Source organism: Dactylosporangium sp. CA-052675 (assembly GCF_050947935.1).
Lineage (GTDB): Bacteria > Actinomycetota > Actinomycetes > Mycobacteriales > Micromonosporaceae > Dactylosporangium.
On record NZ_CP192010.1, the window covers coordinates 673,642 to 699,855 of the forward strand.

Annotated in this window: 32 protein-coding genes; 10 read left to right on the top strand and 22 right to left on the bottom strand. The window is 72.4% G+C overall.

The window, feature by feature from the left end:
- Positions 1 to 83 precede the first annotated feature (83 nt).
- The 10 genes from ACQP1P_RS03010 to mtfM all read right to left on the bottom strand — a co-directional run bounded on the left by ACQP1P_RS03010 (position 84) and on the right by mtfM (position 6,308).
- A complete protein-coding gene (locus ACQP1P_RS03010; protein ID WP_433082866.1) occupies positions 84 to 974 on the bottom strand; it encodes an alpha/beta fold hydrolase in 891 nt (296 codons plus the stop codon).
- A complete protein-coding gene (locus ACQP1P_RS03015) occupies positions 971 to 1,297 on the bottom strand; it encodes a DUF2516 family protein (protein ID WP_433082868.1) in 327 nt (108 codons plus the stop codon). Before ACQP1P_RS03015 ends, ACQP1P_RS03010 begins: the two co-directional genes overlap by 4 nt.
- A 68-nt stretch (positions 1,298 to 1,365) precedes the next feature.
- Positions 1,366 to 1,833, bottom strand: a complete 468-nt coding sequence (locus ACQP1P_RS03020) for a hypothetical protein (protein WP_433082870.1) — start codon at positions 1,831 to 1,833, stop codon at positions 1,366 to 1,368.
- On the bottom strand, positions 1,830 to 2,261 hold the full coding sequence (locus ACQP1P_RS03025; RefSeq protein ID WP_433082871.1) for a helix-turn-helix domain-containing protein: 432 nt from the start codon (positions 2,259 to 2,261) through the stop codon (positions 1,830 to 1,832). Before ACQP1P_RS03025 ends, ACQP1P_RS03020 begins: the two co-directional genes overlap by 4 nt.
- Before the next feature lie 80 nt (positions 2,262 to 2,341).
- Complete coding sequence (locus ACQP1P_RS03030) at positions 2,342 to 3,289, bottom strand: asparaginase (RefSeq protein WP_433082873.1); 948 nt, start codon at positions 3,287 to 3,289, stop codon at positions 2,342 to 2,344.
- Positions 3,282 to 4,115 (bottom strand): 3-keto-5-aminohexanoate cleavage protein, encoded by an 834-nt coding sequence (locus ACQP1P_RS03035; RefSeq protein ID WP_433082875.1) that lies wholly within the window; start codon positions 4,113 to 4,115, stop codon positions 3,282 to 3,284. The genes ACQP1P_RS03030 and ACQP1P_RS03035 overlap by 8 nt, the downstream gene beginning before the upstream one ends.
- A gap of 13 nt (positions 4,116 to 4,128) precedes the next feature.
- The gene (locus tag ACQP1P_RS03040; RefSeq protein WP_433082877.1) at positions 4,129 to 5,193 is read right to left on the bottom strand and encodes a YgfZ/GcvT domain-containing protein; all 1,065 of its coding nucleotides are present in this window, start codon (positions 5,191 to 5,193) and stop codon (positions 4,129 to 4,131) included.
- Positions 5,187 to 5,612, bottom strand: a complete 426-nt coding sequence (locus ACQP1P_RS03045; RefSeq protein WP_433082879.1) for a Fur family transcriptional regulator — start codon at positions 5,610 to 5,612, stop codon at positions 5,187 to 5,189. The genes ACQP1P_RS03040 and ACQP1P_RS03045 overlap by 7 nt, the downstream gene beginning before the upstream one ends.
- Positions 5,613 to 5,622: 10 nt before the next feature.
- On the bottom strand, positions 5,623 to 6,207 hold the full coding sequence (locus tag ACQP1P_RS03050) for an FABP family protein (protein WP_433082881.1): 585 nt from the start codon (positions 6,205 to 6,207) through the stop codon (positions 5,623 to 5,625).
- Positions 6,204 to 6,308 carry a small membrane protein MtfM gene (mtfM, locus tag ACQP1P_RS03055; protein WP_350612303.1) on the bottom strand — a complete coding sequence of 35 codons (105 nt, stop codon included), beginning with the start codon at positions 6,306 to 6,308 and terminating at the stop codon, positions 6,204 to 6,206. The genes ACQP1P_RS03050 and mtfM overlap by 4 nt, the downstream gene beginning before the upstream one ends.
- 12 nt (positions 6,309 to 6,320) lie before the next feature.
- Here mtfM and ACQP1P_RS03060 point away from each other — a divergent pair, with 12 nt between their 5' ends.
- Positions 6,321 to 6,695: a DsrE family protein gene (locus ACQP1P_RS03060; RefSeq protein WP_433082882.1), complete on the top strand. Its 375-nt coding sequence runs from the start codon at positions 6,321 to 6,323 to the stop codon at positions 6,693 to 6,695.
- Between the two features lie 78 nt (positions 6,696 to 6,773).
- On the opposite strand, the gene ACQP1P_RS03065 is transcribed toward ACQP1P_RS03060, so the two are convergent.
- From ACQP1P_RS03065 to ACQP1P_RS03090, 6 genes are all read right to left on the bottom strand, one after another.
- A complete protein-coding gene (locus ACQP1P_RS03065; protein ID WP_433082884.1) occupies positions 6,774 to 7,559 on the bottom strand; it encodes a hypothetical protein in 786 nt (261 codons plus the stop codon).
- A 78-nt stretch (positions 7,560 to 7,637) separates the two neighbouring features.
- Entirely contained in the window at positions 7,638 to 7,946 is a 309-nt protein-coding gene (locus ACQP1P_RS03070) for a DUF1416 domain-containing protein (RefSeq protein ID WP_433082886.1), read from the bottom strand.
- 16 nt (positions 7,947 to 7,962) lie between these two features.
- Positions 7,963 to 8,814, bottom strand: coding sequence for a sulfurtransferase (locus ACQP1P_RS03075; RefSeq protein ID WP_433082888.1), 852 nt, complete (start codon positions 8,812 to 8,814; stop codon positions 7,963 to 7,965).
- Between the two features lie 203 nt (positions 8,815 to 9,017).
- Positions 9,018 to 9,110, bottom strand: a complete 93-nt coding sequence (locus ACQP1P_RS03080) for an Ms5788A family Cys-rich leader peptide (protein WP_390891029.1) — start codon at positions 9,108 to 9,110, stop codon at positions 9,018 to 9,020.
- 31 nt (positions 9,111 to 9,141) lie between these two features.
- On the bottom strand, positions 9,142 to 9,909 hold the full coding sequence (locus ACQP1P_RS03085; protein WP_433082890.1) for an LmeA family phospholipid-binding protein: 768 nt from the start codon (positions 9,907 to 9,909) through the stop codon (positions 9,142 to 9,144).
- 126 nt (positions 9,910 to 10,035) lie between these two features.
- Positions 10,036 to 11,040, bottom strand: a complete 1,005-nt coding sequence (locus ACQP1P_RS03090) for a hypothetical protein (protein ID WP_433082892.1) — start codon at positions 11,038 to 11,040, stop codon at positions 10,036 to 10,038.
- 289 nt (positions 11,041 to 11,329) lie between these two features.
- On the opposite strand from ACQP1P_RS03090, the gene ACQP1P_RS03095 reads away from it, so the two are divergent.
- The 6 genes from ACQP1P_RS03095 (at position 11,330) to pstB (ending at position 17,306) form a co-directional block, all read left to right on the top strand.
- Complete coding sequence (locus ACQP1P_RS03095; RefSeq protein WP_433082893.1) at positions 11,330 to 12,031, top strand: winged helix-turn-helix transcriptional regulator; 702 nt, start codon at positions 11,330 to 11,332, stop codon at positions 12,029 to 12,031.
- Positions 12,032 to 12,055: 24 nt separating this feature from the next.
- Positions 12,056 to 13,018 (top strand): mycothiol synthase, encoded by a 963-nt coding sequence (gene mshD, locus ACQP1P_RS03100; RefSeq protein ID WP_433082895.1) that lies wholly within the window; start codon positions 12,056 to 12,058, stop codon positions 13,016 to 13,018.
- Positions 13,019 to 13,295: 277 nt separating this feature from the next.
- Complete coding sequence (gene pstS / locus ACQP1P_RS03105) at positions 13,296 to 14,420, top strand: phosphate ABC transporter substrate-binding protein PstS (RefSeq protein ID WP_433082897.1); 1,125 nt, start codon at positions 13,296 to 13,298, stop codon at positions 14,418 to 14,420.
- Positions 14,421 to 14,432: 12 nt separating this feature from the next.
- On the top strand, positions 14,433 to 15,425 hold the full coding sequence (gene pstC / locus ACQP1P_RS03110; RefSeq protein ID WP_433082899.1) for a phosphate ABC transporter permease subunit PstC: 993 nt from the start codon (positions 14,433 to 14,435) through the stop codon (positions 15,423 to 15,425).
- Positions 15,425 to 16,513: a phosphate ABC transporter permease PstA gene (pstA, locus tag ACQP1P_RS03115; RefSeq protein WP_433082901.1), complete on the top strand. Its 1,089-nt coding sequence runs from the start codon at positions 15,425 to 15,427 to the stop codon at positions 16,511 to 16,513. The genes pstC and pstA overlap by 1 nt, the downstream gene beginning before the upstream one ends.
- A gap of 16 nt (positions 16,514 to 16,529) precedes the next feature.
- Entirely contained in the window at positions 16,530 to 17,306 is a 777-nt protein-coding gene (gene pstB / locus ACQP1P_RS03120; RefSeq protein ID WP_350612292.1) for a phosphate ABC transporter ATP-binding protein PstB, read from the top strand.
- Between the two features lie 18 nt (positions 17,307 to 17,324).
- Here pstB and ACQP1P_RS03125 read toward each other — a convergent pair whose 3' ends face one another.
- Together ACQP1P_RS03125 and ACQP1P_RS03130 are read right to left on the bottom strand one after the other, a co-directional pair.
- Complete coding sequence (locus ACQP1P_RS03125; RefSeq protein WP_433082904.1) at positions 17,325 to 18,098, bottom strand: NUDIX hydrolase; 774 nt, start codon at positions 18,096 to 18,098, stop codon at positions 17,325 to 17,327.
- A 9-nt stretch (positions 18,099 to 18,107) separates the two neighbouring features.
- Entirely contained in the window at positions 18,108 to 18,560 is a 453-nt protein-coding gene (locus tag ACQP1P_RS03130) for a hypothetical protein (protein ID WP_433082906.1), read from the bottom strand.
- Positions 18,561 to 18,592: 32 nt separating this feature from the next.
- On the opposite strand from ACQP1P_RS03130, the gene ACQP1P_RS03135 reads away from it, so the two are divergent.
- Genes ACQP1P_RS03135 through ACQP1P_RS03145 form a run of 3 tightly spaced genes read left to right on the top strand, consistent with a single transcriptional unit; the run spans position 18,593 to position 21,971 of the window.
- Positions 18,593 to 19,570, top strand: coding sequence for a Gfo/Idh/MocA family protein (locus ACQP1P_RS03135; protein ID WP_433082908.1), 978 nt, complete (start codon positions 18,593 to 18,595; stop codon positions 19,568 to 19,570).
- 49 nt (positions 19,571 to 19,619) lie between these two features.
- Complete coding sequence (locus ACQP1P_RS03140; RefSeq protein WP_433082910.1) at positions 19,620 to 19,946, top strand: hypothetical protein; 327 nt, start codon at positions 19,620 to 19,622, stop codon at positions 19,944 to 19,946.
- 24 nt (positions 19,947 to 19,970) lie between these two features.
- Positions 19,971 to 21,971: a M91 family zinc metallopeptidase gene (locus ACQP1P_RS03145; protein WP_433082912.1), complete on the top strand. Its 2,001-nt coding sequence runs from the start codon at positions 19,971 to 19,973 to the stop codon at positions 21,969 to 21,971.
- On the opposite strand, the gene ACQP1P_RS03150 is transcribed toward ACQP1P_RS03145, so the two are convergent.
- The 4 genes from ACQP1P_RS03150 to ACQP1P_RS03165 all read right to left on the bottom strand — a co-directional run bounded on the left by ACQP1P_RS03150 (position 21,968) and on the right by ACQP1P_RS03165 (position 26,087).
- The gene (locus ACQP1P_RS03150; RefSeq protein WP_433089805.1) at positions 21,968 to 22,981 is read right to left on the bottom strand and encodes an anion permease; all 1,014 of its coding nucleotides are present in this window, start codon (positions 22,979 to 22,981) and stop codon (positions 21,968 to 21,970) included. The genes ACQP1P_RS03145 and ACQP1P_RS03150 overlap by 4 nt on opposite strands.
- A 2-nt stretch (positions 22,982 to 22,983) precedes the next feature.
- The gene (locus tag ACQP1P_RS03155) at positions 22,984 to 23,610 is read right to left on the bottom strand and encodes a DUF47 domain-containing protein (protein WP_350612287.1); all 627 of its coding nucleotides are present in this window, start codon (positions 23,608 to 23,610) and stop codon (positions 22,984 to 22,986) included.
- A 117-nt stretch (positions 23,611 to 23,727) separates the two neighbouring features.
- Positions 23,728 to 24,696: a hypothetical protein gene (locus ACQP1P_RS03160; protein WP_433082914.1), complete on the bottom strand. Its 969-nt coding sequence runs from the start codon at positions 24,694 to 24,696 to the stop codon at positions 23,728 to 23,730.
- Between the two features lie 890 nt (positions 24,697 to 25,586).
- Positions 25,587 to 26,087, bottom strand: coding sequence for a DUF402 domain-containing protein (locus tag ACQP1P_RS03165; RefSeq protein ID WP_433082916.1), 501 nt, complete (start codon positions 26,085 to 26,087; stop codon positions 25,587 to 25,589).
- Positions 26,088 to 26,214: the final 127 nt, after the last annotated feature.

The window sequence follows — 26,214 nt, forward strand, 5'->3', positions numbered from 1 at the left end:
GGTCACTCCAGCCGGGCCGTTCAGGCGTACGCGGAGCGCGGAGGGCGTCCGGTCGGGCGTGCCCGCGGCGCGGCGGCGCCCGGTCAGGCGTTCAGGAAGTCCGAGATCCGGGTGCGCAGGTCGGCCCGGTGGGTCCACAGCACGCCGGGCCGGTCGTAGAGGTGCAGCTCGGCCTTCGGCAGCGCCGCGGCGAGCTGCTCGGCGACGGAGGCCGGGTGCAGATCGTCGCCGCGGCAGCCGATCACCAGGCACTCGGCGCTCACCGCGGCCAGGCCGTCGCGGTCGGCGACGGCGGCCTGCTCGGGGAGGCTGGCCAGGCCCGCGGCGAGCCCGTCGCGCATGAGCTGGTCGAGGCGCTGGCGCAGGAAGGCCCAGACCGGCGGGGAGTTGCGCAGCTGGGCCGGGATCTCCTGGGAGATCACGTCGGCCACCGAGGCGGCGTCGCCGGCCTCGATCGCCTCCAGCAGCGCGCTCAGCCGCTCCTGGGCCGCGGCCGGGCGGGGCGAGTCGAGCACGGCGGGCAGGAAGAACACGGCCCGCTCGAAGCGCCCCGGGTTGTCGGAGAGCAGCCGGGTGAGGGCGCCGGCCCCCAGGCTCACCCCGAGCGCCCGGGTCGCGCCGCCGAGGTCGGCGATCGCCCGCAGGTCGCGGGCCAGGTCGGCGTAGGTCCACACGCCCCCCGGCGCGGCGGACTGCCCGTGCCCGCGGAACTGGAAGAACACCTTGCGCCCCCGCACGGCGCTGCCCAGCGGCCGGGTCTCGGCGATCCCGCTGCCCAGACCGTGCGCGAACACCGTCACGGGCTCGCCCTCGCCGGTGACGAGCCGCTCCAGCTCGACCCCGTGCGGCGTGGCGACCAGCTCGGTGGGCGGGGCCGGGAGCGTGGGGCGGCCGGTCTGCGGGCCCCGGGTCACGGGCGGCCGGAACCGGTCGGGGCGCCCGTCCGGCGGGGGCGGCCAGCGGAAGTCCATCACCAGGAGCCGTGGCCGTCGACCGCGTCGCGCAGCGCGGGACGGATGTCGAGCAGGTACACCGCGAAGATCCCGGCCGCGATGAGCGAGAAGATGCCGAGGTGGCCCAGGCCCAGGCTGGGCGAGATCGCGGTGAGCAGCTCGCCGCCGCCGATCAGGGCGAGCCAGATGGATTTCGACATGGTCCCGATGGCCGGGAAGGCGTCGGTGCGCTGCACCACGCAGTGCAGGAAGGCCGCGGCGCCGAGCACCAGGCAGAAGATCCACACGGCGACTTGGATGTAGTACTCGACATCGTCGTAGAAGACCGGGACGGCACTCACCATGTCACGAGCTTATGCCGAAGCCCTCCGGCCCGTGTACGACGGTGCCGGAGGGCTTCGCAGGATTCGCGTTACTTCTTCGGTGCGGTCTTCTTCGCCGCGGCCTTCCTGACCGGCGCGTCCGCCGGGCCGGCGGGCTCCTCGGTCGTGGTGACCTCGGCGGTCACCACCTTCTGGGCCGGCTCCAGCTCGACCTTGGCCTCGGCGGTGCGGGCGGTGCTGACGACCTTCTCGCCGCGCGCGACGAGCTCGGTGTAGACGGCCAGGGCCCGGTCCTGCGCGAGCTGGGCGCCCTGCTGGGCGGTGGCCAGGAAGCTCGCGGCGTTGCGGCGCGCGGCCTCGCGCAGCCGGTCGAGGTCGACGCGCAGGTTGGCGTCGGCGGCGGCCGGGCGCAGCTCCTCGACCCGGGCGCGCAGCTGGGCGACCTGCTCCGGCAGGCGGCGCAGCTGCTGGTAGGCGAGGTCGCCGGCGCCGGCGGCGGCGTAGAGCGGCGTGGGGATCTTGCGCGTGGTGCTCTTCGTGGTGGTCTCGGTGGTCACTGCGACTCCTCGTGGGAACGTGTCGGCTCGGCGGGCGCGTCGGTGCCCACGCCCTCGGAACCCCGGTCGTCGTCGCCGGCCGGGGCCGGGTTGTTCCGCGCGTTCTCCCGGCGGAACGTTTCGTAGATCTGGGTGAGCGACTGCTTCTGGGCCACGGTGAGATCACTGTCCGCGGCGATCGCGCTGAGCACGTCGTGCCCCTCGCGCTCCAGCAGCCCCGCCCGCAGGTACATCAGCGGGGTCGACACCCGCAGCGCGCCCGCGAGCTGAGCCAGCACCTCGGCGCTGGGTTTGCGCAGGCCACGCTCGATCTGGCTCAGGTACGGATTGCTCACGCCCGCCTGCTCGGCGAGCTGGCGGAGCGAGATGCGCGCGTTGCGGCGCAGGTCACGGATGAACCCACCCAGGTCGCGCGGCTCTTCGTTCACGCTTACCGACGGTAGCTCGCGCTGCTAACTGTTGCAAGCAAAGTGCTAACTCCCGCTAGCGTGAACCCGGTCACCGCGACCTACCACACCGAGCGAACCACGCCGACCTCCCGGCCGCCGCCGAAAACCGGAACCTGGCCGCTGAGATTCACCCCGAGGCGGGCGAAGGCCGCCGCGAGCACGGGCAGCCGGGCCCGCATCCCGCCGTCGTCGATCTTGAGCGCCACCGCGCCGACGCCGGGCAGGGCGGCCGCCGCGACCCCCTCGGCGCCGCCCTTGAGCAGCAGCCCCGGCACCGCGCGCATGAGCCGCGTGTCGTCCTCGGCCGGGTCGTCGCCCGAGACCAGCAGCGGGTACGCCCGCATCGCGTCGGCCACCGCGCGCTCCCGGCTGCCGCCGGGGGCGCTCACCAGCCGCAGGAACGCCCCGGCCAGCCCGCGCAGGGAGCATGCGAACAGCGGCGCGCCGCAGCCGTCGACCCCGGTGGCCGCGATCGGCTCCCCGATCAGCTCCGTGACCGTCGCGGCGAGCCGCTCCTGCAGCGGGTGGTCCGGGTCGAGGTAGGTCTCGAGCGGCCAGCCGTTGGCCCGAGCGGTGCGCAGCATGCCCGCGTGCTTGCCCGAGCAGTTCATGAAGACCCGCTCGCGGCCGTGCCCGGCCCGGACCACGGCGTCGCGGGCGTCCTCGGCCAGCGGGTAGTCGGGCGGGCACCGCAGCGCGTCGACCGGGATGCCGGACCTGGCCAGGATCTCCAGCACGCCGGCGACGTGCGGCTCCTGCCCGCGGTGGCTGGCCGCCACCAGGGCGAGATCCGGGCCGTCCAGGCCGAGCCCGGCGCGCAGCAGGCCGACCGCCTGCAGCGGCTTGGCGCTGGAGCGCGGGAACACCGCCCCGAGCACGTCGCCGGCCCAGGCCGCGACCTCCCCGTCGGGGCCGAGCACCACCACGGACCCGTGGTGGCGGCTCTCCACGAACGCGTTGCGGACGACTTCGGCGAGCAGCTCCCCGCCGGCGTAGAGGTCAGACACGGGCGATCCCGAGCAGCTCGCGGGCCTGGCCGGCGGTCATCGGGGGCCGCTGGGCGAGCCGGGCGAACCCGCTGGCCCGGGCGACGAGCTGGGCGTTGCTGTCGACCGGCTGCCCCTTCGCGTACGTCACCGTGTCCTCCATCCCCACCCGCAGGTGCCCGCCGGCGGCGAGGGAGGCCAGCAGCACCGGCAGGGAGGCGCGGCCGATCCCGGTCGCGGAGAACGTGGTGCCCTCGGGCAGGTCGCGCAGCGCGGCCTCGCAGGCGGCGAGCGCGGCGACGGTGCCGGGCATCCCACCCGGCACGCCCATCACGAGGTCGACGTGCACGTGCCCGCCCGCCGGCAGGCCGTGCCGGTCGAGCAGCCGGCGCAGGGTGGTGAGCTGGCCGAGGTCGAAGATCTCGTACTCGGGGACGATGCCCCGCTCCTGCATGCGCGTGTGCAGGTCGACGATGAAGTCCCAGCGGTTGAGGAACACGTCGTCGCCGAAGTTGACGGTGCCCATCGTGCACGAGGCCATGTCCGGCCCGGCCTCGAGCACGCGGAGCCGGTCGGCCTCGGGGTCGCTCACCGCGCCCCCGGTCGACAGCTGCACGATGAGCCCGGTCGCCTCGCGCAGCGCGGCCACGGCCTCCCGCAGCCGGCCCAGGTCCAGCGTCGGCTCCGCGTCGTCGTCGCGGAGGTGGACGTGGATCACGCTCGCCCCGACCGCCTCGCAGTCCCGTGCCGTCGTCACCAGTTCGTCCAGCGTCACGGGCAGCGCCGGCACGTCCGTTTTGCGGGATTCCGCGCCGGTCGGGGCCACCGTGATCAACGTCGTCGTCATCACCCCGAAGAGGTTACGGCTCCGGGTCGATCCGAGCCGTCGACGGGCCGATGCGCAGGGCGGAGTCAGGGGTCAGGTTCTGCTTCACCACGGCGAGCGCGATCATCCCGAGCTCGTGGTGGCGCACCGCCGTGCCGACGAAGCCGACGGGCCGCTCGCCGCCCTCCAGCAGGACCGGGGTGTGCCGCGCCGGGAGCTCGTCGGTGGCGATCCCGTCCAGGTGCAGCAGGGCGAGCTTGCGCGGCGGCCGGCCCAGGTGGTGCACCCGGGCGACGGTCTCCTGCCCGCGGTAGCAGCCCTTCTCCAGGTGCACGGCCGGCCCGGTCCAGCCGACCTCGGCCGGCAGCGTCTTGTGGTCGGTCTCGAACCCGGCCCGGGGCCGGCGGGCCGCGACCCGCATCGCCTCGAACGCCCAGATGCCGGCCATCGGCAGCCCCGCGTCCTCGGCCACGGAGGCGACCAGCTGGCGGGGGACGAGCAGATCGGCCCCGTAGGCCATCCGGCGCGCCCAGCCCCCCGCCGGCAGCGCGGCGACCGAGTAGCGGACCGTCGGGCGCGGCGGCACCGAGCCGGTGGCGAACTTCGCCTCCGGCACCGCGAGCAGGTCGGGCGGGAGCAGCGGGCCGACACCCAGGGCGACGAGGGTCTCGTCGGTCTGCGGCCCGACGATCGACAGCAGCGCCCAGTCCTCGGTCACCTCGGCGGGCTCGACGCGCATCAGGAAGCGCATCCGCTCGAGGAACCCCAGCAGCCCGGGCGCGTCGCCGGTGTCGAGCCAGGTGGTCGTGCCGTCGTCGGTGAGCACCGCGTGGTGCTCGACGTGCCCGTGCGGGGAGAGCACGAGCAGCTCGGAGCCGGTCCACGGGGCGAGGTCCGACAGGTGCTGGGTGGTGAGGCTGTGCAGCCAGCCGAGCCGGTCCGCGCCCGGGATGGCCAGGACCCCGGTGTGCGAGCGGTCGACCAGGCCCGCGGCGGTGTCCAGGATGCGCTGCTCGCGGGCCGGGTCGCCGTAGTGCGCGACGGCGCCCGCGTCGGGGTCGGTGGGGTCGAGGGCGGCGACCGGAACGGCGCTCAGCATGGTGCTCCCTTGCTCTCCCCGCACGCTCGGCAGAGCCCGAACAGCGCGACGTGCCCGATGTCCAGGCGGAACCCGCGGCTCTGCGCCAGCTCGCCGGCGAGCTGGTCCAGGACCGGCGACGGCAGCTCGAGCACCGAGCCGCAGCCCCGGCAGACCAGGTGCGCGTGCTGGTGCTCGTCGACCGCGTGGTAGGTCGGCGCGCCGTGGGACAGGTGCGCGTGCGTGATCAGCTCCAGCTCCTCCAGGAGCTCGAGCGTGCGGTACACAGTGGTGATGTTGACCCCGGCGGCCTTCTCCGCCACCTCGGCGTGGATCTGGTCCGGGGTGGCGTGGCGCAGCCGGTAGACCGCCTCGAGCACGAGCTGCCGCGGTGCGGTCAGCCGTAACCCGCGCGACCGGAGCAAATCCGCGAGGTCCACGGCACTAAATCTAGCCCGCCACCCGCTCGAGCCGGGCGGACAGGTGGACCTGCAGCGGCTGGCCCATCGCCGCCAGGTCGAACGTGTAGAGCAGCGCGCCCTCGACGATGCCGTAGAGCCGCTGGCCGCCCCGCACCTCCTTGGCCGTGCCGGTGCGCCCGACGCCGTCCGTGGCCATCTGCCACTGGGTGGTGGTGCGCGCCTGCCCGGTGTAGAGCTCGACGATCCCGGTGGGCGAGGAGAGCAGCACCTCGAGCTCGTCGGTGGCCTTGTCGTCCACGATCACCGGCCGCCACCAGCCGACCTCGCGCTGCGAGGGGCGGATCGGGTTCGCGTCGGCGTCGATGATCCACGAGCGCGACTCGTAGAACAGGAACGGCCGCCCGTCGTGGCTGAACCGGATCTCCTGGCCGTAGTGGAAGCCCTCGATCGTCGGGTAGTCGCCCTGACCCCGGCCGCGCCACACGCCGACGAGCGGCAGCAGCCCCAGCAGGGCCGGGTGCAGGTCCGGCCCCGATCGCAGGTCGTGCGTCTCCTCATACGGATACTCACCGACCTGGGCGAGCCCCGCCCACGGCGGCTGCACGTCAGTCACCAACGCCCCCTCGACACCCGAACCGCAAGATAGACCAGTCCTCCGGCCAGCGCGCCCATCCCGGCGACCAGCAGGCTCACGAACCCGATCTCCGTAACCATCACGCGAATCCTATGCTGCGGAGCATGGCCCGTTCTCTCGTCGTCAAGGCAACCGCCGGTTCGGACGCTCCGGAGCGATGCTCCCAGGCCTTCACCGTGGCCGCGACCGCCGTCGCCGGTGGCGTCGCGACCTCCCTGTGGCTCACCGGCGAGTCGGCGTGGTTCGCCCTGCCCGGCCGCGCCGCCGAGTTCGAGCTGCCGCACGCGGCGCCGCTGCCGGACCTGCTGGAGGCCATCCTGGCCGGCGGCTCGGTGACGGTGTGCACGCAGTGCGCCGCCCGGCGTGGCATCGGCCCCGGCGACGTGCTGCCCGGGATCCGCATCGCGGGAGCCGCGGCGTTCGTCGAGGAGGCGCTCCAGGAGGGCGCCCAGGCGCTCGTCTATTAGCCGGCGGTTCATGGCTCGGGTCCGCGGTGGTCCGGACCGTCGCTCCCGCCAGACATCCCGGCCTCCGGGGGTGGTTTCTCAGCAGCCGGCCGATGCGCTCACCACGAGCGCGTCGCCGTCCTCGCGCATGACGACCCCGGCGGCACCGGCGCGGTAGGCGAAGACCTTCTCGGTGTCGAGCACCACGGCGGCGGCCGGCGCCGAGGCGCGCGCGGCGGCGCCGTCGCCCGAGGTGACGGCCTCCACGGTCCGCAGCGCGGGGCACGCCGGCGAGGTGAGCCGGTGGGCGCGCCAGTCCGAGGCCGTGCGGCCCAGGGTGTCGAGCACGGCCTGGACCGGTGCCCGGTCGGCGTCCGGCGACGGGGGCGTGGCCTCCGCGACCGCCGCCTGCTGCACGCGGCAGCCCGTGTCCGCGCTGAAGCGCAGGATCCCCGGCTCGGTCACCGTGCCGCGCACCGCCACGAAGTTCCCGGCGTCGGCGCTGAGCAGGTGGGTCGACCCGTTGTGGGCGACGTTCGCCTCGTACCGGGCCGGCAGCGCCGCGCGTACGCGGTCGAGGGTGGCGGCCTCGGCGTCCTTGTGGACGTACACCATGAGCTCCCGGCTGAACCGGGTGCCCTCCCGGGCCGAGGTCACCCGGCAGCTCGCCTCGGTGCGCCGGTACCCGCCGAGCGTGGCGACGGACGCGGCCGGGTCGAGCGCGGCGTAGATCCGCCCGAGCGCGGTGTCCACGGTCGGCAGCGCGTCGGCGATGGTGGTCTGCTCGCGGGCGGTGGGCGGGTCGCTGGAGTACGAGTACAGCGCGAACCCGGCCACGACCACGGCCCACGCGACGACCCCGATGACGATCCAGCGACGCTTCACGGCCGCCATCCTCGCAGCCACAACGTGAGACGCCGCCCGCCGGGCCCGAGCCCGGCGAGCGGCGTCACGATCCGCGCGTCAGCCGACGGTGACGGCGACCTCGTTGATGCCGCGGTCGGCGGCGAGGGTCGCGTCGCCGTTGCCCTGGCGGGACAGGGCGCGCAGCGTCCAGGTCCCGGGGGCGGCGAAGAAGCGGAACTGCCCGGCCGGCGAGGTGACGACCTCGGCCGTGAACTCGCCGGTGGAGTCGAGCAGGCGCACGTAGGCGCCGGCGACCGGGTCGGCGCCGGAGCGGACGACCCCGGTGATCACGGTCTCCTTCTCCACGTCGACGGACGCGGGCAGCGGGGCGCTCTGGTCGGGCGCGGCGCAGCTGTCAGTGCTCATGACTCGGTTTCCCCTCTCAGGCCTGGCCGGGCTCGTCGCCCAGCGCCACCGGCACGCCGACCAGCGAGCCGTACTCGGTCCACGAACCGTCGTAGTTGCGCACGTCGGAGTGGCCGAGGATCTCCTTGAGCACGAACCAGGTGTGCGAGGAGCGCTCGCCGATGCGGCAGTACGCCACGGTCGGCTTGCTGTTGTCCAGGCCCGCCGCGCCGTAGATCTCGGCCAGCTCGGCGTCGGACTTGAAGGTGCCGTCCTCGTTCGCGGCCTTGCTCCACGGCACCGAGATCGCGGTCGGGATGTGGCCCGGGCGCTGCGCCTGCTCCTGCGGGAGGTGCGCCGGGGCGAGGAGGCGGCCGGCGTACTCGTCGGGCGAGCGCACGTCGACCAGGTTGGCCACGCCGATCGCCTTGACGGCGTCGTCGCGGAACGCGCGGATCGACAGGTCCTGGTCGTGCGCGGCGACGTAGTTCGTGGCCGGGCGGTTGACCTCTTCCTTGTTCAGCGGGCGGGCGTCGAGCTCCCACTTCTTGCGGCCGCCGTCGAGCAGCTTGACGTCGCCGTGGCCGTAGAGCTTGAAGTACCAGTACGCGTAGGCGGCGAACCAGTTGTTGTTGCCGCCGTAGAGCACGACCTGGTCGTCGTTGCCGATGCCCTTGCTGGACAGCAGGGCCTCGAACTGCTCCTTGTTGACGAAGTCCCGGCGGACCTGGTCCTGCAGCTCGGTCTTCCAGTTGATCCGGACGGCGCCCGGGATGTGACCGCCGTCGTAGGCGGTGGTGTCCTCGTCGACCTCGACGAACACGACGCCGGGGGTCTCGATGTTCTGCTCGGCCCAGTCGGCCGTGACCAGGGCGGATTCGCGACTCATGGGTGTTGCCTCTCCCAGGAACGAGTGGTGGGTTCGAGTCGGCACACGGGCATGCAGCCGCGCGCGACCCGAGGGGGACGGATCACGGTTTCGGCGATGGGTCAGTCTCAGATGCCTGCGGAGAAGCGCTCGCGGGCCAGACCCATCGGTCTGGGGCGCCGCTGCCTCGAGCCGTTAGAAGAGCACGCTGCAGGGCCGCACCACTAGGGGCGGCAACACAGGCAGGTGGCCACGCGGCACAGGTCGACCGCGCGCCGCTTCGTGAGCAGCATGCTCATAGTCCGGCAGCCTAGCATCGCCGAGCGTGCCCGCCCAGGGTCCGCCGCGTCACTGCCCCGTAAGCTTGACGTCCGCGGCCGAGGCCGTGACCAGCAGTCCGGCGTCGGTCGTCCGCACCGAGTTGATCACCAGGTTGTAGGGCAGGCCGGGCAGCTTGACGGTGATCTGCAGCCGGTTCTGGTACTGCTTGATCAGCGAGTTCACCTGCGGCGGCAGGTTGCCCTTGTCGGTCGTGACCGACTCCAGCCGGAGCACGATCTTGCCGGTCTCCACGACCATCGAGCCCAGCCCGATCAGCGTGACCTTGATCCCCTGGAAGGACAGCGGCACCCGCAACTCGATCTTGTTGTTGACCACCTTGAGATCGACGTTCGAGGGGTCGATCGAGGACGGCAGCCCGGCGACCTCCAGCAGCGGCCGCACGTTGTCCCAGCTCATCGACGCGTCGCCGGCCACCACCCCGGCCACCACGTCGCCCTTGCCGTTCATGAGGTCCCGCGCGTCGGCCTTCACCGAGCGCGCCTCGACCGTAAGGGTGTCGAGCTTGACGTTGTTCAGCTGCGGTTTCGTGAGGGAGATGGTGATCTTCTTGTACTCCCCGGCGAGCACCTGCGTGAGGAACGGCCACCCGGTGATGTCCACCTTGGGCTCGCCCTCGTACTTCACGTCCTTCGCGGCCAGCTGCGCCTTGGTCTCCTGCGTGATCCGGTCCTCGGCCGCCCCGGCCGCGATCCGGTCCACCACGACGAACACCCCGACCAGAATGATCGCCAGCACGACCAGCACGATGCCGATCTTGGCCCCTCGCCTCGCCACTGACACTCCCTCCGACCGTGGTTGCACCCGCTCGTACCCAAGCACGAGGATTTCGTACCGCCGCAACAGATGACACGGGGCGCGCGGGGAATGGCGCGAATCCGCGACCGACCGGCCGGGGTGTGCCTACAGCAGCAGCAGGACGCTTGCCACATATGCCGCCGGCGCGGCGAAGGCGATGGCGCCGATCGGGCCCTGGATGTGCCGGGCGAGCCACAGCGCCGGTTCGTCGCCGTCGATGATGCGGCTGGCCTCGGCGTAGCCGACCGACAGGTCCACCATCACCGCCACGATCGCGGTCGCCAGCCCGGCCAGGGCGCTGGGCAGCGGGCTGAGCCCGTCGAGGTAGTTGCCGATCGCGCCGGCCGCGGCCGTGCCGACCATCGTGCCGAGCACGACCCCGGCGCCGCCGCGGGGCACCTGGGGCGCGATGCGCGGCAGCGCGGCGATCGAGTCGGCGAAGCGGGCGATGAACAGCGCGATGCCCGCGGCCGCGAGGCAGGCCACGATCGCCTGGGTGCCCTTCGGGCTGCGACCGAGCACCACCAGGCTCGCGAAGGAGACGACGCCCATGGTCACGACCAGCGACGAGCCGAGCGACTCGGTCACCCGCTGGCGCCCGGCCGGGCGGGTGAGCTGGCCGACGACGCCGATGATGAAGCCGGCCGCGGTGACGTAGGCGAGCGGGGCCAGCGACGCCGGCCGGGTGAAGACCGCGGCCGCGTCGGTCCCCAGCGCCACCGCGATGCCCACGGTGCCCACCACCCGCGGGGCCGGCGGGCGGCTCGCCATGGTCCAGACGGCGACGAAGAGCGCCTGGACGCCGAAGACCACCACGGCGTAGGACTCGTGCCGGGTCTGCGCGCCCACGATGAGCGCGATGGCGACCAGGGCCGCGAAGCCCGCCACGCCCAGGGAGACCCAGCGGCGCACCGGCGGCAGGGGCGCCTGCCGCTCCTGCCGTTCCTCGGACGGGGACTCCTCGTCCCCCTGGTGGGGGTCACTCTCCGGGTGGTGTCCGTCACCGCCGCGCCCGTTCGGGCCCGCATCGCGGCGGCGGCGACGGGCGGCCGGCTCGGTGGCCTGTGGCCAGGCGCCGAAGTCCTCGGCGGGCGGCGGGGATGCGGGCACGCACCGATCGTGCCAGAAAGGACGGGATCCGGGCTCGGCGGGGAGCACGTGGCCGCGTCGAGGGGGTAAACCGCCATACCATGTAGACAGAAACGGTGGGGTGTGGCTCAGCCAACTGTCCCGAACTGCGTTTCGACCGGTCGCAAAACGTGAATACTCCGATATTCTCGTGCGGGACACACCCACAACCTCCCGTCAGCGTGGCCGGGACGCTAGCGAGCCGCCGCCCTGCTCAAGGGGCGCCACAGCGCCCCGACGAGAGGTGTGCGCGCGGCCACGGAGGTGACTCGTGGAGATTCTGCTGCTGACCGCGGCGCCCGCTGGGCAGGTGGTCCTGCCGGGCCTCGACCTGCTGCCCCACACGGTGCGCACCGCCCCTCGTGACGTCCGCACGCTCGTGAGCGGCCCCAGCCCCGACGCCGTCGTGGTCGATGCCCGCACCGAGCTCGCCGACGCCCGCGCCACCTGCCGCATGCTGCACGCCACCGGGTTGGGCGTGCCCCTGCTCGCCGTGGTCACCGAGGCCGGCCTGGTCGCGCTGCACGCCGACTGGGGCCTCGACGACGTCATCCTCGCCACCGCCGGCCCGGCCGAGATCGAGGCCCGCCTGCGCCTGGCGGTCGGGCGGCTCAACTCTGCCGCGGCGGCCAGCGGCGGCATGATCAAGGCCGGCGAGCTGACGATCGACCCCGACACCTACGCCGCCAAGCTCAAGGGCCGCCCGCTCGACCTCACCTACAAGGAGTTCGAGCTGCTGAAGTTCCTGGCCCAGCACCCGGGGCGGGTGTTCACCCGCGACCAGCTGCTGCGCGAGGTCTGGGGCTACGACTACTTCGGCGGCACCCGCACCGTGGACGTGCACGTCCGGCGGCTGCGGGCCAAGCTCGGCTCGGAGTACGAGTCGATGATCGGCACCGTGCGGCAGGTCGGATACAAGTTCGTCGTCCCGCCGTCGCGCCCGCTGCACGACTCGGAGCCGGTCCGGGTCTGAAGATCCTCCGGCTAGATTGATCGAATGACCGCTTCGACTCCGGTGCGCCGCGCCGACCGATTGGCCCCGGACCAGGTGGAGCAGGTGCTCGCCCTCATGCGGGCGGCCGGCGACACCGACGGCGCGCTACCGCTGTCCGAGCACGTGGTGCTGCACCTGCGGCACGGGGGTGAGGCGCCCGCGGTACACCTGCTGGCTCTCGATGACGCGGAGACCGTCGTCGGCTACGCCCACGTCGACACGACCGACGAGGTCGAGGGCGCGTCGGCGGAGCTCGTCGTGCACCCGCTGCACCGCCGGCACGGGCTCGGGCGCGCGCTGGTCACCGCGGCGATGCAGGTCGCCGACGAGCGCGCCGGCGGCCGGCTGCGGCTGTGGGCGCACGGGGACCACCCGTCGGCGTCGGCGCTGGCCATCCGCCTGGGCTTCGACCGGGTCCGGGTGCTGCTACAGCTGCGGCGCTCGCTCTTCGCGCCGCTGGACGAGGTCGTCCTTCCCCAGGGCGTACGGCTGCGAGCCTTCGAACCCGGCCGGGACGACGAGGCCTGGCTCGCCGTGAACGCGGCCGCGTTCGCCGAGCACCCCGAGCAGGGCAAGTGGACCCTGGAGGACCTGCACGTCCGGCTCCGCGAGCCCTGGTTCTCCGCGGCCGGCTTCCTGCTGGCCGAGCGCGAGTCCGACGGCGCGCTGCTCGGCTTCCACTGGACCAAGGTCCACGGCGAGCAGCACACCCACCCCCACGAGGAGGGTGAGCCGCATGCGCACGAGCCGATCGGTGAGGTGTACGTTCTCGGCGTGGCCCCCGGCGCGCACGGCGGCGGCCTCGGCCGGGCGCTGACCCTGGCCGGGCTCTGGCACCTGCGCAATCGGGGACTCGCCCAGGTCATGCTCTACGTGGACGAGAGCAACACCCGCGCCGTCGCGCTCTACCAGCGGCTCGGCTTCGTCCGCTGGTCGAACGACGTGTCCTTCCAGCGCGCCCTGTGAACGCACCCGGCCCGGTGCCCGCACACGCCGTGTAACGGTGATCACGGGATAAAAGCGGACACCAGGCATCACCGCTGGGCAGTTCACCCAATGGCCAACTCGCCTCCGACCAGCCGTCATCTGCGGAGAGTGACCTGTTCACCCCGCGTTCACCCTTCTCCAGAGGCGTGTTTCCCTGCCCCTCTTAGCGTCGCTTCCAGTCGACGACCCGCGTCGGCCTTCCGACTACCTCCCCAGGCAACCGGAAGACGGTTACATCCCCGACGAAGGGACCGCAGTGAACTTCAAGCGGCACGGCCTCATCGCCGGCATCGCGCTCACCGCGACGCTCGCGCTCGCCGCGTGCGGCTCGGACAACGACGAACCCTCGAGCTCGGCGACGGGTGGGGCCTCCGGTGGCGCCGACACCGGCAGCTCCGTCTCGTGCGCGAGTGGCACCCTTACTGCACAGGGCTCCAGCGCCCAGGGCAACGCCATGGCCGAGTGGGCGAAGGCCTACCAGCAGAAGTGCTCCGGCGCCCAGGTCAACTACCAGGCGACCGCCTCGGGCGCGGGCATCACGGCGTTCCAGGGCGGCACGGCCGACTTCGCCGGCTCCGACTCCTCGCTCAAGGCCGGCGACGAGCAGACCAAGGCGGCGGCCCGCTGCGGCGGCGCCCCGGCGCTCAACCTGCCGATGGTGACCGGCCCGATCGCGGTCGCCTACAACCTCGACGGTGTCAAGGACCTCCAGCTCAAGCCGGAGACCATCGCGAAGATCTTCGCGGGCACCATCAAGACCTGGGACGACGCCGCCATCAAGGCCGACAACCCGAGCGCCACGCTCCCGTCGACCGCGATCCTCGCCGTCCACCGCGGTGACTCCTCCGGCACCACGGAGAACTTCACCAACTACCTGACCGCGACCGCGCCGAGCGTCTGGACCTTCGGCAAGGACAAGGTCTGGAAGGCTCCGGGCGGCTCGGGCGAGCAGAAGTCCGACGGTGTCGCCGGCGCGATCAAGAAGACCGCGGGCGCCATCGGCTACGTCGAGTGGTCGTTCGCCAAGACCAACACCCTGTCGACCGCCAAGGTCTTCAACGGCGCCGGTGAGTACACCGCGCTGACCGGCGAGGCGGCGGGCAAGACCATCGCGGGCGCCAAGATCACCGGCACCGGCGACGACCTCGCGATGACGATCGACTACTCCACCAAGGAGGCCGGGGCCTACCCGATCGTCCTGGTGACCTACGAGATCGTCTGCAGCAAGGGCAACGCGGCCGACAAGCTGAAGCTGCTCCAGGGCTTCCTCGGCTTCACCTCCAGCAAGGACGGCCAGGCGCAGCTCGACAAGCTGGGCTACGCCCCGCTGCCCGAGACGGTTCGCGCGAAGGTCGAGTCCTCCGTCAAGAACCTGGCCTGACAGGAAGCATCGTTGAGCCAGACGACTCTGCCCGCCACCTCCGCCGGTTCGTCCGGCGGGGGTGGCGGTCTTCCGCCGCGCAAGCGGTTCAGCGGAGACATGCTCTTCCGCGGAACCGCGACGGCCGCCGGCTCGATGGTGCTCGTCATCATCGCGGCCATCGCCATCTTCCTGCTCGTCAAGGCGATCCCGGCCATCAGCAAGGACACCGAGAACTTCCTCACCTACAAGGAATGGTTCACCGACGGCGACCAGCCGAAGTTCGGTGTCGCGGCAACCGCCTTCGGCACCGTGCTGACCGCCGTCATCGCGCTGCTCCTGGCCGTCCCGGTGGCCCTGGGCATCGCGCTGTGCCTGTCGCACTACGCCCACCGGCGGGTCGCCACCACCCTGAGCTTCATCATCGACCTGCTCGCGGCGGTCCCGAGCGTCGTGTTCGGTCTGTGGGGTCGTGACTACTTCTACGAGCCCATCGCCAACTTCAGCAAGTGGCTGCACGACGTGGCCGGCTGGATCCCGATCTTCGGCAGCAACGGCCCCTACGGCAAGTCGGTCCTGCTGGGCTCGGTCGTGCTGGGCATCATGATCCTGCCGATCGTCACCTCACTGTCCCGCGAGGTGTTCCTGCAGACCCCGCCGGAGAACCAGGAGGCGGCGCTCGCGCTCGGCTCGACCAAGTGGGAGATGATCCGCACCGCGGTCCTGCCCTACGGCCGCGCCGGGATCATCGCCTCCGTCATGCTCGGCCTCGGCCGCGCGCTGGGCGAGACGATCGCGCTGGCCCTGACCCTCGGCAGCGTCTTCGCCGTGAACTTCGACCTGCTCGGCCCCGGCGGCGTCACCATCGCCTCCAACATCGCCAGCCGGTTCGGCGAGGCCAACGAGTTCGGCCGCAGCGCGCTCATCGCCTCCGGCCTCGTGCTGTTCGCCATCACGCTCGTCGTCAACATGGCCGCCCGCGCGATCGTGTACCGGCGCCGTGAGTTCGTGGGAGGCTCCGCGTAATGGCCGTCGAGACCCCCGTTCGCAGCCTGGGCGTGCAGGACGCGTCCCAGCTGAAGGCCAAGACCCTGCCCACGTGGTCACCCTGGGCGGTCGCGGCGGCGGCGATCGTGCTGTCCTACGTCCTGATCAACCTCACCGGCGCCGGCGGCATGGTCCTCACCGGCGTGGTCGCGGCGGCGCTGTTCGTGATCCTCATGGGGGTCGCGGCGGGCATCGTCGAGGGCGGCCGGTCGGCGCGCAACCGCATGGCGACCGTGCTCATCTACGGCGCGTTCATCCTCGCCCTGCTGCCGCTGGTCTCCGTCGTGTGGACCCTGCTCACCAAGGGCAGCGAACGCCTGGACGGCAACTTCTTCAACACGTCGATGAACAACATCGGCCCGTTCGACTCCAACGGCGGCGCGTACCACGCCATCATCGGCACGATCGAGCAGGCGGGCATCGCCACGCTCATCACCGTGCCGCTGGGCATCCTGGGCGCGATCTACATCGTCGAATACGGCCGCGGCTTCCTCGCCAACGTGATCCGCTTCTTCGTCGACGTCATGACCGGTATCCCGTCGATCGTGGCGGGTCTGTTCATCCTGTCGTTCTGGGTCTTCACGATCACGCCGCTCTACAGCTCCGACGGCTTCGCCCACTACTCGGGCTTCGCCGCCGGCCTCTCGCTGAGCGTGCTCATGCTGCCGACCGTCGTGCGCTCCAGCGAGGAGATGCTGCGGCTCGTGCCGACGGCGCTCCGCGAGGGCTCCTACGCCCTCGGCGTGCCGAAGTGGAAGACGATCCTCAGCATCGTGCTGCCCACCGCCGGCCCCGGCATCGTCACCGGTGTCATGCTGGCCGTGGCCCGGGCCTGTGGTGAGACCGCTCCGGTCCTGCTCGTGGCCGGCGGCGCCTCCGCCATCAACTTCAACCTGTTCGACGGCAACCAGTCCTCCCTGTCGCTGTTCGTCTACCAGCAGGCCGGCGTCGCCTCGGAGTTCGCTCCGGGACGGGCCTGGACGGCGGCGCTCACCCTGGTCGTTCTCGTGCTGGTCCTCACCGTCGCGGCGAAGCTGCTCGCCCGCCGAAACAAGCTCGCCCGATAATCACTGGAGCGCCAACATGGCAAAGCGGATCGAAGCCCACGGCGTCACCTCGTACTACGGATCGTTCAAGGCGATCGACTCCGTGTCGATGACGATCGAGCCCAAGTCGGTCACCGCCCTGATCGGCCCGTCGGGTTGCGGCAAGTCCACGTTCCTGCGGTCGATCAACCGCATGCACGAGGTCCTGCCCAACGCGCGGATCGAGGGCCAGCTCCTGATCGACGGGCAGAACATCTACGACCGCGACGTCGACGTCACGGCCGTGCGCCGCATGATCGGCATGGTCTTCCAGCGGCCGAACCCCTTCCCGACGATGTCGATCTTCGAGAACGTCGTCGCCGGCCTGCGCCTCAACGGCGTGCGCAAGAAGTCGGTGCTGGAGGAGGTCGCGGAGAAGGCGCTGCGCAGCGCCAACCTCTGGAACGAGGTCAAGGACCGGCTCGGCCGCCCCGGCGCCGGCCTCTCCGGCGGTCAGCAGCAGCGGCTCTGCATCGCCCGCACCATCGCGGTCGAGCCGCAGGTCGTGCTGATGGACGAGCCCTGCTCGGCCCTCGACCCGATCTCCACGCTCGCGATCGAGGACCTGATCACCGAGCTGAAGAACCAGTTCACGATCGTCATCGTCACGCACAACATGCAGCAGGCGGCCCGCGTCTCGGACCGCACCGGCTTCTTCTCGATCGACAAGACCGGGGAGCCGGGCCGGCTCATCGAGTACGACGACACGGCGAAGATCTTCACCAACCCCTCGGTGAAGAAGACCGAGGACTACATCACCGGCCGCTTCGGCTAGGCCGCAGGTCGGGTCCCCTCACGGGGTAGGGCGGATGGCGTCGGCCGGGTCCCGGTCCGGCGCCGCCGCCAGCGCCGCCGCGATGCCGCCCGCCGCCGAGAACTCGGCCAGCTCCAGCAGGGTGTGACGGGTCGGCGGCAGCATCGTGTAGCGGCCGTCGGCCGCCTCGGCCGGCGAGCACCACACGGTGGCGTCGGCCTCGCCGCCCACGTCCCGGGTCACCTGGCCCTCGGGCAGCAGGGCGAGGAAGAAGTACGTGTCGAAGCGCCGCGGCTCGAACTCCGGCGTGACCCAGCGCGACCACGGGGCCAGCAGGTCGCTGCGCAGGACGAGCCCGTTGCGGCTGAGGAACTCCGCGAAGCCCAGCTCCCGGGCGATCAGCGCCAGCCGCGCCTCCTCCCAGTCCGGCCCGCTCACGTCGCCGACCACGGTGTCCGCGTCGGCGCCGGCCAGCAGCACGCCGGACTCCTCGAACACCTCGCGCACGGCCGCGCAGACCACCGAGCGGGCCACCGACTCCTCCAGCCGCAGGCGCGCCGCCCACTGCGCCGGGCTCGGCCCGGCCCAGTCCGGCAGCACGGCCGCGTCGCGCGGGTCGACGCCGCCGCCCGGAAAGACGTACATCGAGGCCGCGAACGCCATCGTCGCCACCCGGCGCAGCAGGTAGGCCTCGAACGGCTCCCGCAGCAGCACGACGGTGCTGGCCAGGCGCGGCTCGGGCGCCTGGCGGCCCGACGCGGCGAACTCGCGGGCCATCTCGGCCATCCGGGGCGGAAGCTTGAACTCGACCATGAACCTACGTTAAGGCCTGGCTTCGTGGCCGGGGCGGCCGTGGGTGCGGCGCTGCTCCTTCATCTCCGCCTCGAACAGGTGCCGGCGCCCCCCGACCAGCTGCTCCCGGGCCTGCCGGTCGAGGTCCTTGAACAGCGCGTAGTACCCGTCGTCGAAGTCCTCCACCAGCTGGAACGTCCACCGCCCGGCGATCACGTTGCGCCCGACGAGCTCCTGCCGCACCCGGTCGGCCAGCTCCCCGTGCCCCGCCGCGCGCAGCAGCTCCACGGCGTCGTCGAGCATCAGGTCGGCGTGCCCGATGAGCTGGTGCAGGTCGTAGAGGCGGCCCCGGGCCCGCTCCACGGTCTCGAGGGCCTCGCTGAGCTTGCCGAGCGCCTCGACCGTGCGGTCGCAGACGCCGTCGGGGCGGGTGTGCGCGGCATCCGGGCCGCTCGCGTCGCGGTGGTTGTTCCCGTCGTTCATAACCTCAGTACATACCCACCTAAGCTACGGCCATGAGTGATCGCATCCGTTGGGGCATCCTGTCGACCGGCTCCATCGCCGCCACGTTCGCCGAGGACCTCCGGCTGCTGCCGGATGCGGAGCTGGCCGCGGTGGGGTCCCGCACCGCCGAGTCCGCCGAGCGCTTCGCGTCCGTGCACGGCGCCGCCCGGGCCCACGGCTCGTGGCAGGCGCTCGTCGAGGACCCCGGGGTGGACGCGATCTACGTCGCCACGCCGCACAGCGCGCACTACGAGGCCTCGATGCTGGCGCTGCGGGCCGGCAAGGCGGTGCTGTGCGAGAAGCCGTTCACGCTCGCCGTCGCCGAGTCCGAGGAGATGGTGGCGACCGCGCGCGAGTCCGGGGTCTTCCTCATGGAGGCCATGTGGATGCGCTGCATCCCGGCGATCCGCAGGATGGCCGAGCTCGTGCGCGACGGGGCGATCGGCGACCCGGTCTCGGTCCACGCCGACTTCGGCATGCAGGGCCCGTTCCCGGAGACCTCGCGGCTGCGCGACCGGAAGCTGGGCGGGGGAGCGCTGTACGACGTCGGGATATACCCCGTGACGTTCGCGCACCTGTTCCTGGGCGTCCCGGCCGCGGTGCGGGCCTGGGCCCGGATGAGCGACGGGGGCGTGGACGAGAACACGGGAATGCTGCTGGGGTACGACTCCGGCGCCATCGCCGCCCTGACCTGCTCGCTGCTCGGGGACACCGCCCGGACCGGCACCGTCACGGGCACCCTCGGGCGCATCGACGTCCGGCGGGACTTCTTCCACCCGCACGGGTTCACCCTCTGGCGCCAGGGGGAGACGGAGGAGTTCGACCTGCCGTACGAGGGCAAGGGCTACCAGTTCGAGGCGGCCGAGGTGCAGCGCTGCCTGCGCGAGGGGCTGCTCGAGAGTCCCCTGATCCCGCTCGACGAGACGCTGGACATCCTGCGGCTGCTGGCGGAAATTTCCGGACTTGTCGGACTTGACTATTCAAGCTGAGGACTGAACGGGGCGGACGCAACGTCCCGCCCTCGCTACGGTGCGGCGTATGGCTCAGGAGCTCCGGGCCGACCCGGACGCATTGATGACGCTCGCCGCCGCCTGCCTGGCCGCGGCCGACACGCTCGGCGAGCACTACCGCACCGGGCTGGGTGAGCTGACCCTGCCCGCCGACGCCTTCGGGGACACCCGGGCGTCGGCGGCGCTGGCCGGCACCGCCGCCGCGATCGGCGCCCAGGCCCAGAAGGCCGTCTCGGCACACGTCGACATCCTCGAGGAGGACGCCGACGCGCTGCTGCAGACGGCCTTCGCGTATCTGGCCGCCGACCGGCAGGCCGCCCAGACCGTGGGCAACGCGCGGCGAGCGCCGCTCTGACGCAACGACACACGGGGGATCTTCATGGTGCAGACGGTTGCGTCGTCCACCGTCACGGTGGACGACATCTGGGAGCTGGCCGCGCGGCCCGAGCTGCTCGGGCGGGCCGCGGCGGCCTGGCGGGCGGTCGGCGCCGACGTGCGCGCCGCCCAGGACAGGCTCGGCGGCGCCGCGGCACGGGTCGTCGGCGGCGACTGGGAGGGCGAGGCCGCCGACGGATTCCGCGGGCATTGGCGGCAGTACAGCGACTGCCTGAACGACCTCGACAACGTCCTCACGGACACCGCCACGGCGCTGGACGGCGCGGCGGCCCTGCTGCGCGGCGGGCAGAACCAGCTCGCCGACGCGTTCGCGCGCGCCGCCGCGGTGCCACACCGGCGCGGCGGCGGAAGCGTCACGTTCACGCCGGCCGACGCGGCCCAGGCCGAGACCGTCCGCGCCGCGATCGCCGAGGCCGGCGAGATCCGGGCCGACCTCGAGCAGGGGCTGGCCGCCCAGCGCTCGGCACTCGCCGGGGCGCGGGCCCGCTGGGAGGTGCTCGCCGCGGTCTGGGCCCCCGTCATCGGCCGGACGTTCACGGCCTGGACCCCGCCGCCGGCCGCCGCCGGGGTCGACGCGCACCTGCTCGGCGACCTCTTCGTGGTGCAGGCCACCGGCGGCGCGGACCACGTCGTCGTCGAGGACGGCCAGGTGACCGTCAACGGCCGGCGGCTCGCCATCCCGCCCGGCGCCCGGCTCGTGCTGCGCACCGGCGACGGCGACGACACCGTCACGGTCGGCGGCACCGCCGGCGTGACCGTGCTCGGCGGCGACGGCGACGACCGGATCGGCGGCGGGGCCGGCGACGACGTGCTCATCGCCGGGATGGGCGTGGACACGGTCAGCGGCGGGGCGGGCGCCGACCGGGTCAGCCTCGGCGCCATGGTGGCCGCGGCCCAGACGCCGCCGAAGGGCGCCACCGAACGCGCCGACCTCGGCGACGGCGACGACCGGCTGTGGGGCAGCCAGGGCGCCGACACCGCCGGCGGCGGGGCCGGGGCCGACCTGCTCTTCGGCGGCGAGGGCGCCGACCGGCTCGACGGCGGCGCCGGCGACGACGTCCTGGCCGGCGGCGGGGACGACGACCGGCTCCTCGGCGGGGACGGCTTCGACCTGCTCGACGGCGGCGACCACCGCGACTACCTCGACGGCGGCGCCGGCGACGACCGGCTCGACGGCGGCCGCGGCGACGACACGCTCTACGGCGGCGACGGCTCCGACGCGCTGCGCGGCGGCGAGGGCGCCGACTTCGCCGACGGCGGCGCCGGTGACGACCTGGTCGCCGGGGACGCCGACGCCGACGTGCTCTCCGGCGGCCGCGGCGACGACCGGCTCGACGGCGGCGCCGGCGACGACGTGCTCTACTCCGGCGCCGGGCGCGACGCGGTCACCGGCGGGGCCGGCGCCGACACGCTCCACGGGCAGGGCGAGGACTCCGCCGCCGGGGTCGAGCGGATGACCGCGACCGGGGACGACGACCTGACCGGGTTCATCACGGTGGGCGGCGACGCGCAGTACCAGGCCCGGGTGCACGCCGACCTCGACCTGCTCACCGCCTCGCCCGCGGGCCGGGCGATGCTCGCCGACCTGCGGGCCTCCGGGCAGCGGTTGTACATCGAGCCGCTCGACGAGCTCAACGGCCACGCGAGCTACGACGACGGCGTGCCGGTCATCACGTACAACCCGGCCTACGACGCCCGCACCCCGGTCACGACGCTGTTCCACGAGATGGCGCACATCTACGACTACGAGCACGACACCGACGACGGCGCCGCGTACGACCAGGGCAGCGGGCCCGACCACCAGTACCCGGGCGGACCGGCGGTGCCGAACTTCGAGCGCCAGGCGGTGGGGCTGCCGATCGACGACGACGGCGACCCGGCCACGCCCGACCGCATCGACCCGGAGCACCCGCTGCTGTTCACCGAGAACGGCCTGCGCGGCGAGATGGGCCTCGGCGACCGGCAGCGGTACGGCTCGGCCTAGAACAGGGCGTGGGTCAGCAGGTAGGTCACGATCGCGATGACCCCGGCGGCCGGGAACGTCAGCACCCAGGCGATCACGATGTTCCCGGCCACCTGCCAGCGCACCGCCGACAGGCGCTTCGTCGCGCCGACGCCCATGATGGCCGAGGTGATGCTGTGCGTGGTCGAGATCGGCAGGCCCAGCTGCGAGGTGGTGAACAGCACGCCGGCCGCGACCGTCTCGGCCGCGAAGCCCTGCGGCGGGTCGAGGTCGATCACCTTGCGGCCCAGGGTGCGGATGATGCGCCAGCCGCCCGAGTAGGTGCCGAGGGCCAGCACCGTCGAGCAGGCCAGGAACACCCACTCCGGGATGTCCTTCTTGTCGGCGTGGTAGCCGCCGGTGTAGAGGGCGAGCACGATGATGCCCATCGTCTTCGCGGCGTCCTGCATGCCGTGGCCGACCGCCATCGCCGCCGCCGAGACCGTCTGCGCGCGGCGGAAGCCGCGGCCGAGCACCCGGGGGTTCGCGCGCCGGAACGTCCACATGATGGCGATCATGAGCAGGCCGCCCAGCAGGAAGCCGACCACCGGCGAGGCGACCATCGGCACCAGGACCTTGTCCACGATGCCGGACCAGAGCACCTTCGCGTCGAGGCCGAACCACACGGCGCAGATCGAGGCCCCCACCAGGCCGCCGAACAGCGCGTGGGAGGACGAGGAGGGCAGCCCGAAGTACCACGTGATGAGGTTCCAGGCAATGGCGCCGACGACGCCGGCGAAGACGATGCCCAGCCCGCTCAGGCCGGTCGGCGGGTCGATGATGCCGCCGCCGACGGTCGCGGCGACGTGGCCGCCCAGGTGCGCGCCGATGAAGTTGCCGAGCGCGGCCATGATCAGCCCGGCGCGCGGGGTGAGCGCGCGCGTCGACACCGAGGTGGCGATGGCGTTGGCGGCGTCGTGAAAGCCGTTGGTGTAGTCGAAGATCAGCGCCACCACGATGACGGCGAGGACCGCGACGAGCTGTGCGCTGATGGCTACGACTCCTTGACCACGATGGTCTCGACCGTGTTGGCCACGTGCTCGAACGCGTCGCAGGCCGCCTCCAGCTCGTCGACGACCTCCTTCATCTTGAGCACGGTCAGCGCGTCGTACTCGCCGGAGAAGAGGCGGACGAGCGCCATGCGGTACGCGCTGTCGCCGTCGTTCTCCAGGCGGTTGCACTCCACCCAGTAGGGCTCCAGGTCCTTCATGGACTTCAGGCGCGGCATGGCGTCGGCGGTGAGCCGGGACTGCTGGTCGAGCACCTTCACGATCTCGTGGATCTCGCGGGGCAGCGACGGGAGCTTGGTGAGGCCGTACAGGTACAGCAGGCTGCCCACCGCCTCCAGGTGGTCCATCACGTCGTCGAGCAGCGATCCGAGGCGATAGATGTCCTCGCGGTCGAAGGGCGTGATGAAGCTGGAGTTGATCTTCTTGTACAGCTCGTGCGTGATCGCGTCGCTGTCGTGCTCGACCTCGACGAGCCGCTCGCTGATCGACTGCACGTCCGCCCCGGGCAGTGCGAGCTCGGAGAGCAGCTCCGTGCCCTTGACGAGGTTCTGCGCCGCGCGGCTGAAGAACTCGTAGAACGAATCGTCGCTAGGACGCAGCCTGAACCGCACAGTCGACCTCGTTACCTCATCGAAGGAAACCCCGTACCCCTGAAGCGTGAATGTTAAGGCGCACGCCACCTGGTCGTCGCAGTGAGATCCCTCGCACGCTGGGCGTTCATCTTGTGTTTACCTTGAGTTCACCTCTGGCGCCGTGGCGTACCGGACCGGTGCCGCACGGTGCTTGTAGGTCCGCTGGACCGGCTTGCGCAGGAAGCGGGCGAGCGCGCCCCGGTGCCGGCTGGCGATCACGTCGACCTCGGCCGCGCGCATCTCCCGCCAGAACGCGTTGCGCACCGGCCGGGGCCCGTCGGGCACGTCGGCGAACCGCACGCGCCGCCCGTCCGCGTGCGCCGCGCGCACGAGCGAGCGCAGGATGTGCCGCGCCTCCGCCGGGAACTCGGGCCACTCCTCCTGCGCGTCGAACCCGAGCCGGGTCGCGAGCGACTCGGTGACGAACGGCGCCACGCCGACGGGCAGACCGCCCGGCTCCAGGTCGCTGAAGCGCCCTTCGAGGAAGGCATATCGCTCGTACGCCCCCAGCAGGTCGGCCCGCGACCAGTACGCCCCCGTGAGCACGACGGTGATCGCGCCGGGCACCACCCGCCCGCCCAGGAACTGCGTGAGGATCGCCGCGTGCGGGCGCAGGAGCCGGTCGAGCGTCTCGTACTCGCGCCCGTCGGCCCGGGTCACGCCGGTCTCCGGGTCCGGCTCGGGTTCGGCGCGCACCATGAGCAGGAACGGCTCGGCCCGCCGCGCGTGCACCCGCCCGAGCGGATTGCCGGCGACGCGGGTCGCGAGCGGGGTGAGCACGGCCTGCTCGAACGTGGGCGCGGGCTCGCCGGGCGGCATCGCGCAGGTGAGCCGCAGCGTGGGGGTGGTCGTGTCCGGGTCGATGCGCACCCCGACCTCGACGCCGGCGAAGCCCGCGCGGGCGGCCGTGGCCGCGGGGTCGACGGGCCCGTCGAGCGCGACGAAGAGCCCGTTGGCGAGGTACGGCCGGCCGCGGCGAACCCGGGAGGCGGCGATCGCGCCCACCACCCCACACGTCGCCAGCCCGGCGAGTCCAACGGCGACGGTCGCCAGGGCGTTGTCCATGGGAAAAATGGTACTTAACGCGCATTTCGCCCGTGCGCGAACTGCTCCAATCTTCGACTGCTGTGGCGCGGCCTTCCCACTTCCGGGCCGCTGGCGCTGCTGCCGACCGCGGCCCGGCGTGACTGGCGATGGGCCGGCGCGGTGTGTGGTCGGCCGCCGACGCTTGGGGGACCGCTGAAAAATCACGGCTGAGGTGACCGTGTCGGTCCGACCCGTGATTGGGCTGGAGTGATGCGATGCGTCGCTCGGCGAGCCGGATGGCATTCTTCGGCAGTCTCCTGGCGGCGGGTGCCGACGCGCACGTGCCGAACGTCGACCACCTCACGCGGCCGATCAGCGATTTGCCGCGACCCCACCGGCCACCGCGACCATCAAGCCCGCCTCGCCCGCCCGACCGGCGACCCCGCCGCGACCGCCGACCGCCTCGCGCGCCCGACCGGCGTTCCCGCCGCGACCGCGTTCACTGACCGCCCTCGACCGCCGACCGCCTCGCGCGCCCGACCGGCGGTCCAGCCCGGAACGCGGACCGTTATCGCGGCCCGGCCGCGGCTGCCCCGGAGTAGCCGCCTCGGATCGGCTCGCGGTGCCCGGGCCGCGCTCGCCGTGGGCCATCGCGTCCGAGCGCCCTGCGGGCGGGGCACTCCCCGACAGCGTCCCCACGTCCGTGCCCGAGCGGCGCGCCGCCGTGGTCCGAGTCGCGGCCGCGCGGACTCGTCGCGCTCGTCGAACCTCATCGCCAAAGGCCGGCAATCAACTCGATCGGGCTATCGATGCCACCCTCGTGGACGTGCAAGCGAGGCGGGTGCGTGCCGTTCCGTTATCCCTTACGCTAACACACGCATCCAAGTTGATCACATCGACTATCACGCTGGGTGTGTGCCGAGGTCGGTTTACGTGACCTCGTTCAGCCACCGATGGTACGCCGTCCCGAAGGGCTCCACTCGCCCGCTCACGGCCCCCATCAGCCAGTCCGCGCACGCCAAAGCCGAGGTCACGACGTCGGCCGGATACTGGTAGCGCACCTGATGCACCGCGAACTCGTCCTCGTCCAAGAGGCTGACGTCGCCGTTACGCCGACGGCGTACATCCAGATCCAGGTCGATCGCGGTCACCTCGGTGGGCGTCGGCCAGTGCGGCACGCTCGTGATGTCGCAGTAGATCTCGGTGCGGGCGGGCTCGGCGTTGAAGCAGGCCGTCCACCAGGTCTGGCGCGGGAAGAGCAGCACGTGCGGCGCGTCCGGGAGACCCTTGAGCGTGGTTCCTTTGTAGATCCGCGTCGTCGCGTCGGCGCCGAGCCACACGCCGTGCTCGTCCTCGCCCAGGTACCGCGTCTCGTAGTTCCAGTGGAGCGAGCCGTCGTACTTGCGGTAGACGACCCGGATGCGTTTCATGACCCTCACGGTACCGACCGGGTGCGCCGACGAATTCTGTCGTACACAAGCGGTAGCCTGCGGACCGTGACAGCCACCCCTCAAGCCCGCCGCCCCAAGCCGGAAGTGATCGATCTGCTCGCCGCCG